This window comes from Foetidibacter luteolus (assembly GCF_009650435.1).
Classification (GTDB): Bacteria; Bacteroidota; Bacteroidia; order Chitinophagales; family Chitinophagaceae; genus Foetidibacter; species Foetidibacter luteolus.
In genome coordinates, this window is the sequence record NZ_VVIP01000024.1 from 1 (window position 1) to 18,845 (window position 18,845).

At 42.4% G+C, this 18,845-nt stretch carries 14 protein-coding genes; 9 read left to right on the forward strand and 5 right to left on the reverse strand.

Annotated elements, in window-relative coordinates; all coding sequences use genetic code 11:
- Positions 1–644 precede the first annotated feature (644 nt).
- From F0364_RS07200 to F0364_RS07210, 3 genes are read right to left on the reverse strand one after another with little or no spacing between them, the layout of a single operon-like run.
- Positions 645–1,511 (reverse strand): hypothetical protein, encoded by an 867-nt coding sequence (locus F0364_RS07200; RefSeq protein ID WP_153797095.1) that lies wholly within the window; start codon positions 1,509–1,511, stop codon positions 645–647.
- A gap of 24 nt (positions 1,512–1,535) precedes the next feature.
- Positions 1,536–3,257: a SusD/RagB family nutrient-binding outer membrane lipoprotein gene (locus F0364_RS07205; protein WP_153797096.1), complete on the reverse strand. Its 1,722-nt coding sequence runs from the start codon at positions 3,255–3,257 to the stop codon at positions 1,536–1,538.
- A 43-nt stretch (positions 3,258–3,300) separates the two neighbouring features.
- Positions 3,301–6,474, reverse strand: a complete 3,174-nt coding sequence (locus F0364_RS07210; protein ID WP_153797097.1) for a SusC/RagA family TonB-linked outer membrane protein — start codon at positions 6,472–6,474, stop codon at positions 3,301–3,303.
- Between the two features lie 1,197 nt (positions 6,475–7,671).
- On the opposite strand from F0364_RS07210, the gene F0364_RS07215 reads away from it, so the two are divergent.
- The 7 genes from F0364_RS07215 (at position 7,672) to F0364_RS07245 (ending at position 15,285) form a co-directional block, all read left to right on the forward strand.
- On the forward strand, positions 7,672–8,277 hold the full coding sequence (locus tag F0364_RS07215; protein ID WP_153797098.1) for a TetR/AcrR family transcriptional regulator: 606 nt from the start codon (positions 7,672–7,674) through the stop codon (positions 8,275–8,277).
- 68 nt (positions 8,278–8,345) lie between these two features.
- Positions 8,346–9,605 carry a TolC family protein gene (locus F0364_RS07220; protein WP_153797099.1) on the forward strand — a complete coding sequence of 420 codons (1,260 nt, stop codon included), beginning with the start codon at positions 8,346–8,348 and terminating at the stop codon, positions 9,603–9,605.
- Between the two features lie 23 nt (positions 9,606–9,628).
- Positions 9,629–10,564, forward strand: coding sequence for an HlyD family secretion protein (locus F0364_RS07225; RefSeq protein WP_153797100.1), 936 nt, complete (start codon positions 9,629–9,631; stop codon positions 10,562–10,564).
- 323 nt (positions 10,565–10,887) lie between these two features.
- Positions 10,888–11,808: an ABC transporter ATP-binding protein gene (locus F0364_RS07230; protein ID WP_153797101.1), complete on the forward strand. Its 921-nt coding sequence runs from the start codon at positions 10,888–10,890 to the stop codon at positions 11,806–11,808.
- 6 nt (positions 11,809–11,814) lie between these two features.
- A complete protein-coding gene (locus F0364_RS07235) occupies positions 11,815–12,561 on the forward strand; it encodes an ABC transporter ATP-binding protein (RefSeq protein ID WP_153797102.1) in 747 nt (248 codons plus the stop codon).
- A gap of 483 nt (positions 12,562–13,044) precedes the next feature.
- Complete coding sequence (locus F0364_RS07240; RefSeq protein WP_153797103.1) at positions 13,045–14,151, forward strand: ABC transporter permease; 1,107 nt, start codon at positions 13,045–13,047, stop codon at positions 14,149–14,151.
- A gap of 15 nt (positions 14,152–14,166) precedes the next feature.
- Positions 14,167–15,285 carry an ABC transporter permease gene (locus F0364_RS07245; protein ID WP_153797104.1) on the forward strand — a complete coding sequence of 373 codons (1,119 nt, stop codon included), beginning with the start codon at positions 14,167–14,169 and terminating at the stop codon, positions 15,283–15,285.
- 3 nt (positions 15,286–15,288) lie between these two features.
- Here F0364_RS07245 and F0364_RS07250 read toward each other — a convergent pair whose 3' ends face one another.
- On the reverse strand, positions 15,289–16,275 hold the full coding sequence (locus tag F0364_RS07250) for an FAD binding domain-containing protein (protein ID WP_207632556.1): 987 nt from the start codon (positions 16,273–16,275) through the stop codon (positions 15,289–15,291).
- On the reverse strand, positions 16,268–16,801 hold the full coding sequence (locus tag F0364_RS07255) for a (2Fe-2S)-binding protein (RefSeq protein ID WP_153797106.1): 534 nt from the start codon (positions 16,799–16,801) through the stop codon (positions 16,268–16,270). Before F0364_RS07255 ends, F0364_RS07250 begins: the two co-directional genes overlap by 8 nt.
- Before the next feature lie 496 nt (positions 16,802–17,297).
- Here F0364_RS07255 and F0364_RS07260 point away from each other — a divergent pair, with 496 nt between their 5' ends.
- Positions 17,298–18,128 (forward strand): class I SAM-dependent methyltransferase, encoded by an 831-nt coding sequence (locus F0364_RS07260; protein WP_153797107.1) that lies wholly within the window; start codon positions 17,298–17,300, stop codon positions 18,126–18,128.
- A gap of 241 nt (positions 18,129–18,369) precedes the next feature.
- The coding region (locus tag F0364_RS07265) for a transposase (protein ID WP_207632557.1) at positions 18,370–18,845 on the forward strand (476 nt) is incomplete at its 3' end.

Genomic DNA, 18,845 nt, shown 5'->3' on the forward strand with positions numbered 1-18,845 from the left:
GAGGAAGTAAGGCCGGCATATTTGCCTTCGATGGCATTTAATGACTTTTCTGAAACGTTTTCCGGTAAAATGTTTTGAGAAGAATCTGAAGCAGATGAACGCTGACTGTAAGTGGGTACTGTCAGGACAAGCAGGGGGATGATTACTATCATTACCGCTACCAGGGCTGGGCTATAAGCAGAGTTCTTCAGTTGAATATTGATTTAGTGGTTGTTGTTTTCTAATGGTACTTATCGCTGGAGAAGTAAAAATATCTTTTTCATTCCGCCAAAAAGTAGAGACATTAAATTTTTTGCGTTAATATTTTTTCAGATCCTATGTTGACCTGAAAAGCTGCTCATGAACTCGAAAATGATTGCATGCAACGTAATAACCGACGCCCAAGGCTATTTCCTTAGTACTGAATCTAACCTCAATCATAATGCGTTTAAACACTAAAAGAAAGGCTTCTTTAAACAGAATTGTCGTTCTCGCTTGAGGAGGAACTACTTGCTAATCTCTTTAAAATATGAAGATGCGCTTTTATTAGAACATCATGTTTGTTTTGACCCACTTGTGATCAAAAAAGGATATATTCAAACTATAAATGGTGCTGACCAAAAATATTTGGCAGCACCATTAAAGAGATTCATGCTATCACTGCTTTATTCTTTTCTTTTCAGCACTATTGCAAAGTCACCAAAAGAACCAGCAGCCACGGTATGTTCGAGCCTAACACTTAATACACCTTCACAAGGCGCTACATAATTGTCCGCACTACCGTCTACACTTTCAACAGAAGCATCGCCGTAAGGCCAGTTATACGTGCCATATACCTGTTTTACAACCTTTGTCTTCAAAGTCGCCAAATCTACGTCCACAATAATAGGCTTCGCTTCCAAAGCATCATATTCAAAGGAAACCTGGTGATCGTTAATCACCGTAACTGGTATTACAGTTCCTGGTTCGTAATCTTCCCATTCATCTGTTACTACTTCAAAGTCACCCGAGTATTCTGCGGAGTTAAATTCTACTTCTGTGTTATATCTGGTGGTAAGACTTGCTCCACCCTGAGCTGCAACACCAGCACCATAAGCTACTCCTGTAGCCGGGAACGCCTGATATAAGGTTCCATCAGCCGTAGTTACATTCACTCCAACATCAAAAAAATCACATGTAACTACAGGTTCTCCAAATAAACTGCTTAGCATGTCAGCAGTCAAATTCACTGTAGCAGGAAAACTAGTGATGTCAGCCTGGATTGTTTTCACTACAGACTTATCTGCATTTTTTATAATAACGACATCGTACTTCTTAGGAGAAATATCTGTAGCAAAGAATTTATCCACCACTATTTTTCCCGCAAAAGTGCTTAAAGCGCTCACTTTAATTGTTTGGCTGGAGCCAGCTTCTTTTGTAACCTTTGGAATGGGCACTCTTGTAAGCTGGGGTAATTTTGAGTTGTCATCTTTCCGGCAACCAAACAATACCGCCATTACAATTACTATATATAGGCCTGATATTTTTTTCATACTTTCTTTTTTAAGATTCACATTTTAAGGCATCCAGAATACTTTAAAGGTGCCTGGTGTTTTTTGATCGGGGGCGTTGGGATTTGCTGTTAACTCTGCTTCGTCCCATGGCAAAGAAGCAGGATAAGGTAAACTTAACAAAACAGGTACTGGTTTTTGAGCACCAGGCAAATCCGGATTACCATCAATTGGCGGTTGTACAAAACCTCCCGGCGCCATTTGCGGATTTTTGGGATCGAACAAAATAGGGAATCCTGTCCTCCGATAATCTGTGTATGCATCTACTGAACTTCCAAAGCTGGATATCCATTTTTGAGTTATGATATATTCCATTTTCTTAGTTGCGGAAGCCGCATCAAAATTTGCCATGATATCGTCAACGTAATTCTGAACGGCATTGGTGCCAGCTAGCGTTGGTACCGTTTGTGTAGGGTTTACATAGGTTTTGATTATATAATCAACTTGGTTAAAAGATTCTTCTACCGCAGCCTGGAATTTGGCTTTGGCGTCTCCGGCAATTACACCTGCCTGAATTAACTCGGCTTCTATATATAAGCGATCCGCATAAGTAATAAACCGGTAGGGTGCTGCGCCTGTTCCGCTATTGGTATTGGCAGTTGCTCCGGAACCATCATCGTACCTGCCACCTACGGGATAAATTCCAAGAACACTGATATTATTTTGCTGATTCCTGTCCCTGTCCTGGCCTACTGAACCAAAATAAATAGAGACAAATGCGCCATCTCTATATTCAGTTTGAAAACCTATTGTTCCACCGGTTTCATTGGGCGTTAACTGGTTATAAATGTAGTAAGGTATCCTTGGGTCTTCTATTCCTGTGTTTATATTTGGATTGTATCCCTTTAAAATTTCATAGAACCAGGGACTGATGTGTTGAGAACGTTGTGTGGCTTTATAATCGTCATAGCCGGTGTTTCTGTCATCAGTAGCGCCATTCGGACCGCACGGTACAAGAAAATCTTCAGACGCACTGCTGATAATTTTACCGCTGTTTAATATGGTGCTAACTTCAGCCGAGACATCCTGAACTTTACGAAGTTGATTGTATAATTTCAACTTGATAGTATTAGCTGCTTTTATCCACTTAGTTGTATCTCCTTTGTAAATAACATCGTCCAGTGCTGGTATTGTTACATTATCATTTTCATGAGTGCGCACCTCACTGATTCCTTCATCAAGCAAAGTAAATAACTGAGGATAAATGTCTTTCCCCTGGTCAAATTTCGGATAAACACCTTGCTTCAATTGATTAATTTCAGAATACGGCACATCGCCGAAAATATCTACCAACAGACTGAAAGTATATGCCTTTAAAATCTTACCAATTCCTGCGTATCGGGGATTGCCCTTTTCGGTAGATTCAGCAATAATCACTTCAAGGTTGGATACCACTTCAAGATAAACGTTGCTCCAGGTATTGTTGATGTAAAATTCATTACCTGTAGCTCCGTACTGATCAGGTTCCTCCCGTGTAGTTATCCGGTGTGTGTACACTTCCAGTACCTCACCTATTCCACCAACAAACACAGTTCCGTCATACCGTGCTCCGGATCCACCTACGGAAAAACAATCACCAAGATTTCTTTCAACATTCGGCAGTAAACGCGAAGCTTCAAGCGTTACCGGGTCATTTGGATTATCATTTATATCCAATGTTTTTTTGCATGAGCTTGCAAAGACTAACATTGTGACCGGTATGATATATTTCAGATTTTTTATTTTCATATTTAACATATTAACATTATCTCTTAAAGCAAACATTGTCTTATTAGAAAGTTACATTCAAATTGATGCCGTATCTTCTGGTAGTAGGCGCAGCAGACAGTTCGATGCCCTGCGTTGTAGTGGATCCAAAAGAGTTAACCTCTGGGTCAAAATTTGTGTATTTAGGCATGTTGGGCGCCAGGTACCATAAATTTCTACCCGTAACACTCAATGTTAAAGAGCCTATTGGTAATTTTTTAAACATGCTCTTAGGAAATTCATATCCTAATGAAAGCTCCCTGACCCTGTACACAGTAGCATCATATACATTCCACTCACTTGCAGTGTTTATTGCAAAAGTTGCACCTGTAGTAGCATTTGGAGAGAAATACAGGTCATTGGTTGTAATGGCTGTATGGTTTGGTATTGGCTTACCCGCACCATCTAATAGCGGCTTTACAGGATCCGCCGATAAATCAGCATATACACCGGGTATTATCCACGCGGTCTGCCTGTCCCTGGTATCTTGTGTAACGCCACGGCCCAACAAGGAACTTACTGTTACAGAATACATATCTCCGCCTTTAGTCATATCAAATAATGCATTGAGGAAAAAACCTTTATAAGTAAATGTATTGGTAACACCTAATTTCCAGTCTGGGTTAGGATCTCCTATGATATCTTCATCCCCGGAGACAATCATGCCCCCTGTATTCGGATTTATCAAAAGATTTCCCTGGTCATCCCTTAGTGACTTTGTGCCACGTAAATAACCAAAAGGCATTCCTGCTTTCAGGTAAGGGCTTATTCCTGTCAACACTCCTCTCAGTTGGATCTCTTCAATGCCTTCGATCAGCTTAACAACTGTATTTTTATTTTTTGTAAACGCACCGCGGATTTCCCATCCGAAATCTTTTGTTTGAATTGGTCTTAATGTCAACCCTATTTCAACACCCTTGTTGTTTACTTCGCCAAAGTTTGTTAATAACTGATTGAAACCGGTTGTTACAGCCGTTGTTATTGGTGCAATCTGGTCAGCTGCAGTCTTATTATACCAGGTAAAATCAATTTCAATTTTTCTTTTCAGGAAGCTCAATTGAGTTCCAATTTCAAGTTCCTTTGCAAATTCAGGCTTTAAGTTTGCATCATAAGCTATATCAGACCTGGACCCGGTCGGCTGACCAAGAAAATTTTGTCCTAAAACGAATACATCCTGAAGCTGGTAAGGATCAGTATCGCTACCCACTTTGGCCCATCCAATTCTTACTTTACCGTAGTCTATTATATTGCTCTGAATTTTAAATGCATCTGTGAACACAAAGGAAGCATTTACTGCAGGATAGAAATAGCTGCGATTTGCTGGAGGTAAAGTTGAAGACCAGTCATTGCGACCTGTGAGGTTTAAGAACAAATAATTTCTATACCCTAAGGTAAAGTCGGCGAAAGCACCGATAATCCTTCGCCTGGAAAAATTATCCAGATCAAAACTGCGCTGAGATGTATTTGTTAGTGAGTATATCCCAGGTACAATAAAGATGTTCCCTGTATTTGCCTGCCTTGTGCTTGTACGCTGATTATAACTTTGTCCTATTACTGCTCTCAAACTGAAGTCACTTCCTAAATCAGGCGTGAAAGTAATCAACAGGTCACTCTGCAATTCATGCATCCTGTAATTGTCTATTACGATTCTCCCCAGACCACCTGCTGCTCTTGAAAACTTATCAGTAATTTCTCTTCTTTTAAGAGAGTTTACGTTGCTTCCAAAATTGTAGTCAACTTTTACCCACTTGTTGATATTAAAGTCGGCATGAAATCCGGCAATAAACCTTTCCTCATCAGTATTGGCCACATTGTGAAGCGCAGACCAATGCGGATTGTCAAACTGCCCTCCGCCATTAGGAATCAAAGGAACACCTGCTTTATCCTGATAGGGTAAGTTTAAATCCCAGTTACGTCCAAGAAACAGTGACCTCGCAAACAACGAAGCAGCCCCATCTACCTGATTTTCACCAAAATAACCGCCTTTTTGAACAGAATTTGCATAGCTGAAGTTTCCACGAATATTCAGACCCATACTTAGCTTTGTTGCACCTCCAACACCGATATTGTACCTTTTGTAAGAGGAATTCTCCACATAGCCATTATGAGATAGTTGAGATGCAGTTAAAGCGACAGAACTTTTCTCATCACCACCATTAAAACCTATTGAGTTTTCATACACTACGCCTGTTCTAAACAAGTCTTTCACATTGTTTGGAACAGCTCTGTATGCCATATTACCTGATGAAGGAAACAATTCGGGATATGCATTCAAATAATCATTCCATACCGGAATAGAATCCAGGTCTTTAAAAGCGGGGCCCCATGATCCATTTGAATTACTATAATTAAACTGCGATCCCGGGCCATATTCATTTTGATAAGTAGGAAGGTTAGCTATCCTCTCCATTGATACTGCACTCTTTGCATTAATTTCAAGCCCTTTTCTGCTTTTTGCAGCACTTCCTGATTTAGTTGTTATAAGAATTACCCCATTTAACGCTCGTGAGCCATACAAAGCCGACGCAGAAGCACCTTTCAGTACGTTCATGGAGGCTATATCATTGGGATCTAAGTTGGCTATACCGCTGGAGTAGGCCGTACCGCCAGATGTTTGGCTGCTGGTAGTAACCTGGTCGTTACTATAAGGCACACCATCTACTACAATCAACGGCTGGTTGTTACCGAAGAAAGAAGAATTTCCCCTTATCTGTATGCGGGTGGCAGCGCCTGGTGTACCCTGGGATGTGCGGATATCCACACCGGGAACTTTACCTTGCAAAGCTTTCAATACATCCGGCTCTGACTTTTGTAACAAAGTTGCCGGATCTACTTTTGCAACTGAATAACCAAGCGACTTATCCGCCCTTTTGATACCTGCGGCAGTTACTACAACCTCTTCTACAGTTGCCGTAGTTGCAGAAAGCCTCACGTTCAACTCATTTTGCTGGCTTACCGTAACTTCTAACGGTGCAAAGTTTATTGCACTAATCACAAGCACGTTGCCACTTTTTACCGAAATTCTGAAATTGCCATCCTTGTCTGAAGTGGTACCTGTACTAGTTCCTTTAATTTGAATAGAAGCTCCATCTACAGGCTGACCGTTATCGTCAGTAATCTTTCCTGACAGTACCCGGTTTTGGGCGAATAGTCCCACGGCTGTGAAGCACATGCATAGCAAGACTAACAGTTTTCTCATAAACACCAGTTTTGTTTAAAATTTTGATTAAAACTTGTTAGTAGTACTTTTCCCGAATTGTGTAGCAATTACATTTCTAAACTACACATGTAATAAAATTTCTCTCAACAGTTACGGCCTCTATAGCCATACTGCCAATTATTAGTAGATTTTTCCTGGAACAGTTACCGGCCTTATAGCCGTACTGCTTAGTAGTAGATTTTTCTTGTAGTAGTTTTCTCAGAAGATTTCACGGGCTTTTGTTAAGACAGCTTTAGCAACTAAAAAGATGCTTTTAAACTAATTTTTTTATGTCTTGTCTGTTTTAACAATTAGTTAAAGATTGCGAAATAAGGGATTTTTCATATACCAAGCAAATGAACATTAGTTTTTTATTATTCTTTAATAGGCCGGTTTTTTTGTTGAATTTTATCCGCTATAGCACCAGGCTTTTTAGAGAGTTTCTCAGCACATTGCCATTTTAGAAGATTTTTTCTAAAGAAAAGACGCTATTTCACAGCAAAAAGCACCTTAAAATTTTAAACGCTCAGATACTTTTTATGCATATATTACCTAAGTTGTTTATAATCAACTAATTAAAATACTTAAAATAAACAGGTCCAGACAGCCCAATTTTTTAGCAAACACCGAATTTCTAACAGCAACAGCCTCCTTTAACACAAAATTTTTGCCTGTGGGGGTTAATTTTTATACGCTAACATTTACTTCTACTTACTGAAAAATACAGGCAAAGAACATTTTTTTACTGGCTTTGGTAATTCCTGGCTGGCTCCTCAATCGCTTCATCACCCGGTTTTTCCTGGCATCTTTTAGCCCGGCTACAAATTGCAATGAACAACTTTTTGCATAAACGTATCTCGTGCTTCATTCTTAATACCCGCAACAGCCTGCCTGCAAAAAAGCAGCCTGTTTCACCTGTGGGTGAGGGATTGAAACGGTTACCCCGCTGAAGCCATCGCCGCCAGGCTTTGTGGCGGAGTAATAGTGGAAAGCCCGACCCCTTGCGCAGCTTGGGGGCACCTCCAAAGCAAATACCAAGGTTGGAGTACGAAGTACTTTGGTGCTGTACCATCTTAGGCAGGAATGCATGATATGGGAAGCGGTTAAAAATTATATCAGAAATTTCGCTGTAAAAATTTGGCCAGCATGTATAAGCTATTTACTTTTGTTAACCATTTGGTTAAACTAAAAGGTTAAATGAGCGAAGAACATACTACCGAAGCCAGGATTTTGGAGGCAGCCAAGAAGGTATTTATCACTAGGGGCATGGCAGGCGCCCGGATGCAGGATATTGCCAATGAAGCGGGCATCAACAAAGCATTATTGCATTATTATTTCAGGAGCAAGGAGAAGCTGTTTGAAACCATTTTTAGAGAAATAGCGCAACGATTTATTCCTCGCATGACGGCCATTTTTGAATCGGACCTTACATTGTTTGAAAAGATTGAGGTTTTTAGCAGCGAGTATATTGATAACGTAATGAAGAACCCTTACATACCCTTGTTTGTGCTGAATGAGTTAAATAAACAGCCCGACACTTTTGTTAAACAGGTGTGGGGAGATAAAAAACCAAACATCGAAAAAGTGGTGGCACAAATAAATGAAGAAGTTGCACGGGGTAATATAAAGCCTGTACACCCCTTGCATTTGCTGATGAACCTGTTGGCTATGTGCGTTTTTCCTTTTGTTGCCAAACCCATGCTGCAGGGCGTTACCGGCCTCACTAACGAGCAGTTTACAATGTTGATGGAGCAGCGTAAAAAAGAAGTGCCCCGGTTTATTATTGAGTCAATAAAGAAATAAATTTTTTTACCCCTGTATTAACCAAACGGTTAAACAGGTTGATTAAGTCTAATAACAATTGTGATTATATGAAGCATTTTTTTCAGTTGCTCGCATTGGTAAGCATCTCGGCAGGTGTAGCGGCGCAGCCCGCCATGCTTACCATTGATGATTGCTATGCTAAGGCAAAGCAATATTACCCTTTGGTAAAGCAGTACGGGCTAATTCAAAAAACAAAAGAATTTTCGGTAGAAAATGCCGCTAAAGGTTACCTGCCCCAGCTGGGCATCAACGGCCAGGCTACCTACCAGTCTGATGTTACACAGGTACCCATTAAACTGCCAGATGTAAACATACCGGTGCTGGCGAAAGACCAGTATAAAATTTATGCTGAAGCCACGCAAACCTTGTACGATGGTGGCAATATAAAATACCAGCAGCAGGCCAAAGAAACAACCGCAGCCATTGACGAACAAAACCTGGAAGTAAACCTGTATGCGCTTAAGGAACGTATTAACCAATTGTTTTTTGGCGCATTGCTTATTGATGAGCGCCTTAAGCAAAACAGCCTGCAGCAAAAGGATGTGGAGAATGGCATTGGTAAAGTACAGGCACTGGTAAACAATGGAACCGCTTTTCGCAGTAATGTAGATGAACTAAAAGCAGAGTTGCTGAATGTGGAGCAAAACCGCACCGAGTTGCTGGCTACAAGAAAGGCTTACCTGGCTATGCTTGGCCGGTTTATTAACGAACCGCTGGAAGAAACTACTGCGCTGCAACAGCCGCAGGCGCTGCTTACATCAGACAGTATTACAAGGCCGGAACTATCGTTATTCGATTATCAAAAAAGAAGTTTTGATATACAGGACAAAATGATAGCGGCAGGCCTAAGACCAAAACTGCAGTTGTTTGCGCAGGGTGGCTATGGCAGGCCTGGCCTTAATATGCTGGATAATGGCTTTTCTACCTATTATATCGGCGGGCTAAGGCTCAACTGGTCACTGGCGGGCTTATACACAAAAAAGAACGACAGGCGACTCACAGAAATAGGCCGCAAAAACCTGGATATACAGAAGGAGGTTTTTCTTTTTAATACAAAGCTTACGCTAACGCAGCAAAATGCGGATATTGTAAAGTATCAGCAACTGCTGGCCAAAGACAACGAGATTGTAGCGTTAAGAACTTCTGTAAAAAACGCCGCCCATGCACAACTGGAAAACGGTGTTATTACCCCCCACGATTTTATCACGCAGCTTAATGCGGAAGACCAGGCCAAACAAAACATGATATTGCACCAGGTGCAATTGCTGCAGGCACAGTACAACCACAAAACAACATCAGGTAACTAAACAAAATATAAATGACGACTATTATGAAATCATTGTCAACCATACTTATCATGGCGGTGTTGCTGGCATCCTGCGGAAACGGCGATAACCAGTTTGATGCATCGGGAAATTTTGAAGAAGATGAAGTGATTGTTTCTGCCGAACAAAATGGCAGGCTTATAAGCTTTAATGTACAGGAAGGCGATACGCTTTCCAAGGGCAGCGTAGTGGGCAACATAGATATTACCAACCTGTTGCTGCAAAAAGAACAGGTAGAAGCCACCATTCAATCCCTCTCAGACAAAACCACTAACCCGGCCCCGCAAATTAATCTTGTTAAAAAGCAGCTTGCTGTGCAGGAATCTCAGTTACAGCAGCAGTTGCGTGAAAAGACAAGGACCGAGAACCTGGTAAAAGCTGATGCCGCTACGCAAAAACAACTGGATGACCTTACATCGCAAATTGACCAACTGGAAAAAAGCATTGCCGTTACACGCCAGCAGATAGCGCTTTACGAATCTGATATAGCCACCAAAAACAGGAGCGTATTCAGCGAAAAAAATCCGCTGGAAAAATCTGCCGCGCAGGTGCAGGAACAAATTAATAAAGGACAAATCGTTAATCCTTTATCTGGTACAGTGTTAACCAAATATGCCATGCAAGGGGAGGTTACATCTGCCGGCAAGGCGCTGTATAAAATTGCCAACCTGGATACTCTTACGCTGCGGGCCTACATCACAGGCATACAGTTGCCTGCTGTAAAACTTGGCCAGCCGGTTAAAGTTTTTATAGATAAATCAAAAAGCGAATACAAAGAATATCCCGGCAAAATTGTGTGGGTATCAGACAAAGCGGAGTTTACGCCTAAGACCATCCAGACAAAAGATGAACGTGCCAACCTGGTATACGCCATAAAGATTAAAGTGAAGAACGATGGCTATTTAAAAATAGGCATGTACGGAGAGGTAAAATTTAACTAATCCGGCAAGTGGTATAAGCATATCGGGAAAAATTTCTATGTACCCGGCAGGATTGCTACTATGAGCTTCCGTTGTGTCACTCACTTGTACGTCCGGTAATTCTATGCGCCATTGTGTAAAAGGCTGGTGATGCAAAGGCAGGCGGCAGTGTAAAATGTAAAAAAGAAAGTGTTGTTTGGGTTAAGGTTCTACAATCTTAGAGCAGCTTGCATAGCAAGATCTGCCCCTCTCCTTCGGAGAGGGGTTGGGGGTGAGGTCAAACATGCCTTTTGCAAATAAGCTGACGCAGCCCCACAAAAAATGCTCCTTAGGGCAGAGATAACATGAAAGCAGTTACAGTAAATAACATCGTAAAAAAATACGGCACTAAAAAAGAAACAGTACAGGCATTGCATGGTATTTCTTTTGAAGTAGAGCAGGGTGCTTTGTATGGCATCATCGGGCCCGATGGCGCAGGTAAAACTTCGTTGTTCCGCATTCTTACAACTTTATTGCTGGCAGAAGAAGGCTCTGCCACAGTAGATGGTTTTGATGTGGTAAAAGACTACAAAGCCATACGTAAAAGGGTGGGATACATGCCGGGCAGGTTTTCTCTGTATCCTGATTTAACCGTAGAAGAAAACCTGGAGTTTTTCGCCACCATTTTTAATACCAGCATCAGCGAAAACTACGACCTGGTAAAAGACATCTATTCCCAAATAGAGCCCTTTAAAAAAAGAATGGCAGGCAAGCTGTCCGGCGGCATGAAACAGAAGCTGGCATTAAGCTGCGCATTGATACACCGCCCCTCCGTGCTCTTCCTGGATGAGCCTACCACAGGTGTAGATGCTGTATCAAGAAAAGAGTTTTGGGAAATGCTGAAAAAATTAAAACAGCAGGGCATTACCATATTGGTTTCCACACCTTACATGGATGAAGCGGGTATGTGCGATACGGTAGCGTTAATGCAAAACGGCCGGTTATTATCTGTTGATACACCGCAGGGCACTATTAACGAATTTAAACACCCCTTGCTGGCCGCCAGGAACAGCAATATGCTACAACTGCTGAATGATTTAAAGGCCGATACCGGCGTAGTGGATGCTTATCCATTTGGGGAATACCACCATGTAGTAATGCAGAACGGCACCGAGAAGGCCCGGCTTGAACAGCATTTAAGACAGAACAATGCAGAAGCCTTTGACGCTGTACCCAACATTGAAGACTGTTTTATGGCCCTGATGAAAAACGAACCAGCAAAATAACTATTCATGCAAAACGATAAAGCTATACAGGTAGAACAGCTTACCAAACGCTTTGGTGATTTTACCGCTGTTGATGCTATTTCTTTCGAGGTTAACAAAGGCGAGATATTCGGCTTTCTCGGCGCCAATGGGGCAGGCAAAACTACCGCTATGCGCATGCTCTGCGGTTTATCGTTACCCACATCCGGCAAGGCCGCCGTTGCAGGTTTTGATGTGTATAAGCAAACAGAACACATCAAACGAAATATTGGTTACATGAGCCAAAAGTTTTCCCTGTACGAGGATTTGACTGTTAAAGAAAACATCCGGTTGTATGCAGGTATTTACGGCAAAAGCAACGCGTTCATCAAAGAAAAAACGGCAAGGCTGCTGCAGCAACTGCACCTGGAGGCAGAAGCCAATAAGCTGGTAGGCTCACTGCCCTTAGGCTGGAAGCAGAAGCTGGCTTTTTCTGTGGCGGTGTTTCACGAACCGCAAATTGTTTTCCTTGACGAGCCTACCGGCGGTGTTGACCCGGTTACCCGCCGTGAGTTCTGGAACATGATTTACCATGCCGCCGCCGAAGGTGTAACCATTTTTGTTACTACCCACTACATGGACGAAGCGGAATACTGTAACCGCGTTTCTATTATGGTGGATGGACGCATTGATGCGTTGGATACACCCAATGCTTTAAAGAAACAGTTTAATGTAACCAGTATGGATGAAGTGTTTTTGCACCTGGCCCGCAAAGCAACAAGAAGTGATAATTAGGAGCAGGTTGCCGGTTGCCGGTTACCAGTTGCCGGTCTGTTGAGATACTTAGAGGCTGTATGGAAGAAAAGAGGCTGCGGGATATTGAGTGCTGGTTACAGGGCTGTTAAGCTCCATAGGAGCGGCACGTTAGTAGATGGGAAGCGAAAGTTTTTATAGAACGCCGTAGGTGCGATATGTTAAAGGGTTATTATCGGAAAGAGGTAAATGAAAAGCCTGCTCTGCGAAGTCTCCAGACTTCGCAGCATTATGCGCAAAGTCTCCGACTTTCCAAAATCTAAAAGGGCTGAAAAGCCGCCCAATGAACCAGGCGATGAACGGATTGCGACGCAACGAAGTCTTCCATGAAAAACTATCGCTGGTATCTAAAAAAGCAAGTGGGGAATAGTAAATGGCGAGTGGGGAAATGGGTACAACGAATATTCCAAAGCCTTGGTTGTACAATCAACCAGGCAATCAAATAAATCAGATTAAAATACTGGTATGAAACAGTTTCTGTCATTTGTAAAAAAAGAGTTTCACCACATACTGCGGGATAAACGTACCATGTTTATACTGTTGGGTATGCCCATTGTGCAAATCATCATTTTTGGTTTCGCGTTAACCAATGAGGTAAAGAACGCCAGGGTAGCAGTACTGGATAACTCCAAAGACCCTGCCACTACAGCCATCATCAACGAAATAAATGCCAGCCAGTATTTTGATGTGGTGGCTAACCTAAAGAGTTATGATGAGATAGAGAAGGCCTTTAAAAAAGGTACGGTTAAAATGGCTGTTGTTTTTCCGCAACGGTTTAATGATGACCTGCAACATTTCAACACCGCCCAGGTGCAACTGGTAGCCGATGCGTCGGACCCCAACTTTGCCAATACAGTTACCAACTACGCTACATCCATCATTATGGATTACCAGGACAGGGTTACGGATAACCGCAAATTACCTTACAGCATACACACGGAAATGCGCATGCTGTATAACCCGCAGTTGAAGGGCGCTTACAGCTTTGTGCCAGGCGTTATGGCTATGGTACTGATGTTGGTTTGCACCATGATGACGGCTATAACCATTGTGCGTGAAAAAGAAATGGGCACCATGGAAATAATGTTGGTCTCTCCTATACGGCCATTAAAAATAGTGATGGCGAAAGCAGTGCCTTACCTGCTGTTGTCTGTGGTAAACATTACCAGTATTTTATTGCTGAGTGTGTTTGTGCTGGATGTACCCATCAACGGCAGTTTGCCACTGCTGGTAAGTGAAAGCATTTTGTTCACGCTTACCTGCCTGTGCTTTGGGTTGTTGATTTCTTCATCTACAGATTCGCAGCAAACAGCCATGTTCATCGCATTGATAGGTATGTTTTTACCCACGGTAATGTTGAGCGGTTTTATGTTTCCGATTGAGAACATGCCTTTGCCACTGCAGCTTATATCGAATATTGTTCCGGCCAAATGGTTTTACATTATCGTAAAATCTGTAATGATAAAAGGCGTAGGCTTTGCAGCGGTATGGAAAGAAACACTGGTGCTTACGGGCATGTTGTTTTTTCTGCTGGCGCTGAGTATTAAAAAGTTTAAAATAAGACTTGTCTAATAACAAAATATTCAAATGAGAACATTACGTTTTTTGTTGCAGAAAGAGTTCAGGCAGATATTCAGAGATCCTTCCATTCTGCGCATCATTTTTATGATGCCTGCCATACAATTGCTGGTATTGCCCTGGGCAGCAGATTATGAAATAAAGAATATCAACCTGAGCGTGGTAGATAAAGACCATTCCACTTATTCAAGACAGCTTATTTCCAAAATAACGGCGTCTGGGTACTTTCACCTGGATGAGTACACGTCATCTTACAAACAGGCTTTGCAACGGATTGAACTGGATAAGTCTGACCTGGTGCTGGAAATACCGGCTTCCTTTGAGCGTAACCTGGTAAAGGAAAACGAAAGCGAACTGTTTATTTCTGTAAACGCCATTAACGGAACAAAAGCCAACCTGGGCGGGGCTTACCTGCGCAGTATTATTAACGATTATAACCGGGAGGTAAGACTTAAATGGATACAACTGCCCCGGCTAAGCCCGGAGCTGAATATAGCCGTTACTTCCTCCAACTGGTTTAACCCGTTTATGAATTACAAAATATTCATGGTGCCGGGCATTATTGTGTTGCTGCTAACTATGGTAGGCGCTAACCTGGCCGCTCTAAATATTGTTAAAGAAAAAGAGATTGGCACCATAGAACAGATGAATGTAACGCCTGTAAAAAAACATGAGTTTATACTCGCCAAGCTCATACCCTTCTGGGTACTGGGGCTAGTAGTGTTAACGGTAGGCTTTACCATTGCAAGGGTGGCTTACGGTATTATACCCACCGGCAGTTTTCTTGTAATTTATGGTTTTGCGGCCATATATCTGCTGGCTGTGCTGGGCTTAGGCCTGCTGCTATCAACCTATGCCGCCACACAGCAGCAGGCCATGCTTATTTCTTTTTTCATGATGATGATTTTTATTCTTATGGGTGGCTTATATACTTCTATTGAAAGCATGCCTAAATGGGCACAGTGGATAACCAGGTTCAATCCTGTATCGTATTTTATAGAAGTGATGCGAATGGTGGTGCTAAAAGGCAGCGGCTTTGCGGATATTCAAAAACACCTGCTTACCATGCTGGCTTTTGCTGTTACTTTAAACGGCTGGGCCATTATTAACTATAAAAAGCGGGCTTAAAAACTACAAAATTCCAGCCGCCTCATTTATGGCACGTATAATTACCCTTTTGGCCAGTTCAATCTTAAAATTGTTGTGGCCATAACCCCGGGCGCCGGCCAGCATCATTTCCGCAGCGTCCTGTAAAAGGGGCGCACTTATTTGTTGGTTGCGCAGGTGTTCTTCTACTACCGGGTTACGCCATGGTTTGTGAGCTACACCACCCAACGCTAACCTTGCCTCTTTAATAATATTTCCATCCATTTGCAATGCCACCGCAACTGACACCAACGCAAAGGCATAGGATGAACGGTCACGCACTTTAATGTATTGATAGTGGCTGCTGAAATCTTCAGCCGGTAGTTCAATTGCTGTTATCAGTTCGCCGGGTTGCAGGTTATTCTCTGCTTCCGGTGTTTCGGCGGGCAGGCGGTGAAAGCCGTTAAAGCCTATTGTTCTTGTTCCACCAGTTCCCAGTACATGTATCCGGGCGTTAAGTGCGGCAAGCGCAATGCACATGTCGCTGGGGTGCACAGCTATGCAGGCTTCACTGGCGCCCAATATGGCATGCATGCGGTTAAAGCCATTAATGGCCGGGCAGCCGCTGCCCGGGTTACGTTTGTTGCAGGCTGTGGCGGTATCATAAAAATAGTAACAACGTGTACGTTGCAGCAGGTTGCCACCGGCGGTAGCCATATTGCGCAGTTGTGGCGAAGCCCCGGCCAGTATAGCTTTTGATAACAGCGGGTAATGTTTTTCAACCAGTGGGTTGTAAGCTGTGGCAGCATTGGTTACCAATGCCCCAATCATAAGCCCACCCTCTTCAGTTTCCGTAATGGTATGTAAGGGCAATTGGTTTATATCAACCAGGGCGCCGGGCCTGGCCACGTTTTCCTTCATCAGGTCAACAAGGTTGGTGCCACCGGCAATAAACGCGGCGTTGGTTAAGCTGCTGGCTTTTAACACCGCGTCATTGGCATCTGTTGCTTTGGTAAAAGAAAACTTAGTCACGGCCACCTCCATTTTTGTATTGCAGTATAGCATCAACAATATTGGTGTAAGCGCCGCAACGGCAAAGATTGCCGCTCATTAATTCCCTTATTTCTTCCGCAGTGTTGGCCCTGCCTTCCTGCAGCATGCCCAGGGCTGAGCAGATTTGCCCGGGTGTACAGTAACCGCACTGAAAAGCATCGTGCTCAATAAAAGCGGCCTGTAGCGGGTGTAGCATATCCGCTGTTGCTATGCCCTCAATGGTAGTAATGTCTGCGCCATCTTTTGTTACGGCAAGTATAAGGCAGGCGTTCACACGTTTGCCATTCAGCAGTACGGTGCAGGCGCCACACTGGCCATGGTCGCAGCCCTTTTTGGTGCCGGTAAGGTGCATGTACTCCCGCAGTGCATCCAGCAGGGTTGTAGCGGCTGTAAGCTGCAATGTGTGGTGCGTTCCGTTTACAGTAAACCCCACAGGTATTGTTTCATCTGCATCGTACAGTTGCTGGCTGTTGTAATTGCTGTTACCAATGGTGTGCTGGCTCATAAATTGTTAATAAGCGGTATCAATGTCTTTTTCTTAAGAAAACAAATTAAGGTGAGATTGCCGGAAGCATTTGTTGAATTTGATTGTACTTTCCTGTTTTTACAGGTTCAGACAGACAATAATAACGAAACACATTGATTTCCCAATGAGCTAATCAGTAAAGTGAATTGTAATGTTCTGATTGTCTTGATAATTTTTCAAAAGCAGGGACGGTTATTTAGAAGAAAACAGGCCTCTGCAAAATGAACTGCTTAGCACCCGCCAGCGGTGAAAAACTGTACTTGGAGGATAAAAAAATTTGAGAGAAATGTGTTGTATTACAAATGTGGTAGTATTATCTATGTTGTTATTAATTCTACGGTAAGAACAAACTGACAGCATAAGAGCGGCTTTCCCCATTTTTTTACAGTTATTTTCTCTGTTAACAACGATAAGAAATTCACATTTATGTAACCCAAACATCATATTTTTAACTACCCAAAACAAAAATGTACTCATGAATTTTACATCACATAATATCCTGCTTAATAACGGAACCCAAACTTTAGGCAACAGCCAGGAATTATTATCTCATAGCGGTCTTTGGACTTCTATCGAAAAAACAATTGATCTTTTCTTCCCAAAATCAATTGAAGCAAGGGCAAAAATGAGAGTGGCAGATCTAGGTTGCCTGGAGGGAGGATATACCGTTGAATTTGCCAGGCTGGGCTTTCAAAGTTTGGGGATAGAAGCACGGAAAGAAAATTTGAGCAAATGCAACTATGTCAAATCGAATCTTAGCTTACCTAACTTAAATTTTGTCCAGGATGATGTAAGAAATTTGCCTGATTACGGGAAGTTTGATATAGTGCTCTGCTATGGATTATTGTATCATCTGAATGATCCTGTTAATTTCATTAATATCATGAGTAATTGCACGAATAAACTGTTGTTGTTAAATACACATTTTTCTCCTGAGCAGGATATCAGATATAATTTAGGCCTTTTAAACAATTACTTAATCGCACCTCTTCAGAAGAGGACAGGACTTTTTGAACATCAAAAAAATTTCAGGTTAACCAGCATGTTAAAAAATGAAGGGTACAGAGGCCGGTGGTATAAAGAGTGGAATAAGAAAGAAAAGACGGAAAAAGTTGAAAAACTGCTTTGGGCATCATACAACAATAACCGGTCGTTTTGGCTTTGCAAAAAAGATTTGACAAATGCATTGCACAACGCAGGATTTCACAGTGTTTTTGAACAATTTAACTATACAGGCGGACAAATACCCGAAAACTATTCACATTTCTTAAACAGGTCAATGTTTGTAGCTGTTAAGCATACTTAATGCAGGCCGCAGTATTGTAGCCTGTTAACGTAATCTTTGCAGGGTTAAAATTTTGACTTATAACCTTAGGTCAGTTTTTAGGGAAACGAAAACTGTACCAGCAGTATAGCGTATTACATACGGGTATATCATGATGGTAACGTATCCTGCGGGCAAAGCTATGTAGGGCTTGCCCAATAACTTCCAGATTTATCTAACCGGGTGAAAATGATTATCTTTTTGCAGCAAAAGCTGAAAACAGATGCAAGGAAACCGTAAGGATAACCCCAAAAAGCCTGCACGGACGCCTGGGTATGTAAGTCCTAACCAACTGACAATATGCGGGTTTGAAACCCCTTTTGAGCAGGCGCTGACCCGGGAGAACCGCTGGGTAAACCTCAGCAGGTTGCTGCCCTGGGACCAGATGGTCAATCAGTACAATAAGAGCTTTAAATCCTCCGAAGGCCGCCCGCCCATCAGCGGCAGGATTGTTATAGGTGCTGTTATCATCAAACACATGCTGAAACTCAGCGACCGTGAAACGGTACAGCAGATACAGGAAAACGTGTTTATGCAGTATTTTTTAGGCTACAGCAGTTTTACCAATGAAGCGCCATTTTCACCCACCTTATTTGTAGAGATAAGAGAACGGCTGAGCCTTGAAGTGATGGGCTGCATCAATGAAATGGTTATCGCCCATCACTTTGATGCACCGGCAATCCCAAAACAGGAGGGCAA

What these genes read in the sequence shown, in the direction of transcription:
- F0364_RS07200 (WP_153797095.1), bottom strand. Translation starts at nt 1,511, where the DNA reads ATGAAAAAAATATCAGGCCTATATATAGTAATTGTAATGGCGGTATTG.
- F0364_RS07205 (WP_153797096.1), bottom strand. Translation starts at nt 3,257, where the DNA reads ATGAAAATAAAAAATCTGAAATATATCATACCGGTCACAATGTTAGTC.
- F0364_RS07210 (WP_153797097.1), bottom strand. Translation starts at nt 6,474, where the DNA reads ATGAGAAAACTGTTAGTCTTGCTATGCATGTGCTTCACAGCCGTGGGA.
- F0364_RS07215 (WP_153797098.1), top strand. Translation starts at nt 7,672, where the DNA reads ATGAGCGAAGAACATACTACCGAAGCCAGGATTTTGGAGGCAGCCAAG.
- F0364_RS07220 (WP_153797099.1), top strand. Translation starts at nt 8,346, where the DNA reads ATGAAGCATTTTTTTCAGTTGCTCGCATTGGTAAGCATCTCGGCAGGT.
- F0364_RS07225 (WP_153797100.1), top strand. Translation starts at nt 9,629, where the DNA reads ATGAAATCATTGTCAACCATACTTATCATGGCGGTGTTGCTGGCATCC.
- F0364_RS07230 (WP_153797101.1), top strand. Translation starts at nt 10,888, where the DNA reads ATGAAAGCAGTTACAGTAAATAACATCGTAAAAAAATACGGCACTAAA.
- F0364_RS07235 (WP_153797102.1), top strand. Translation starts at nt 11,815, where the DNA reads ATGCAAAACGATAAAGCTATACAGGTAGAACAGCTTACCAAACGCTTT.
- F0364_RS07240 (WP_153797103.1), top strand. Translation starts at nt 13,045, where the DNA reads ATGAAACAGTTTCTGTCATTTGTAAAAAAAGAGTTTCACCACATACTG.
- F0364_RS07245 (WP_153797104.1), top strand. Translation starts at nt 14,167, where the DNA reads ATGAGAACATTACGTTTTTTGTTGCAGAAAGAGTTCAGGCAGATATTC.
- F0364_RS07255 (WP_153797106.1), bottom strand. Translation starts at nt 16,801, where the DNA reads ATGAGCCAGCACACCATTGGTAACAGCAATTACAACAGCCAGCAACTG.
- F0364_RS07260 (WP_153797107.1), top strand. Translation starts at nt 17,298, where the DNA reads ATGAATTTTACATCACATAATATCCTGCTTAATAACGGAACCCAAACT.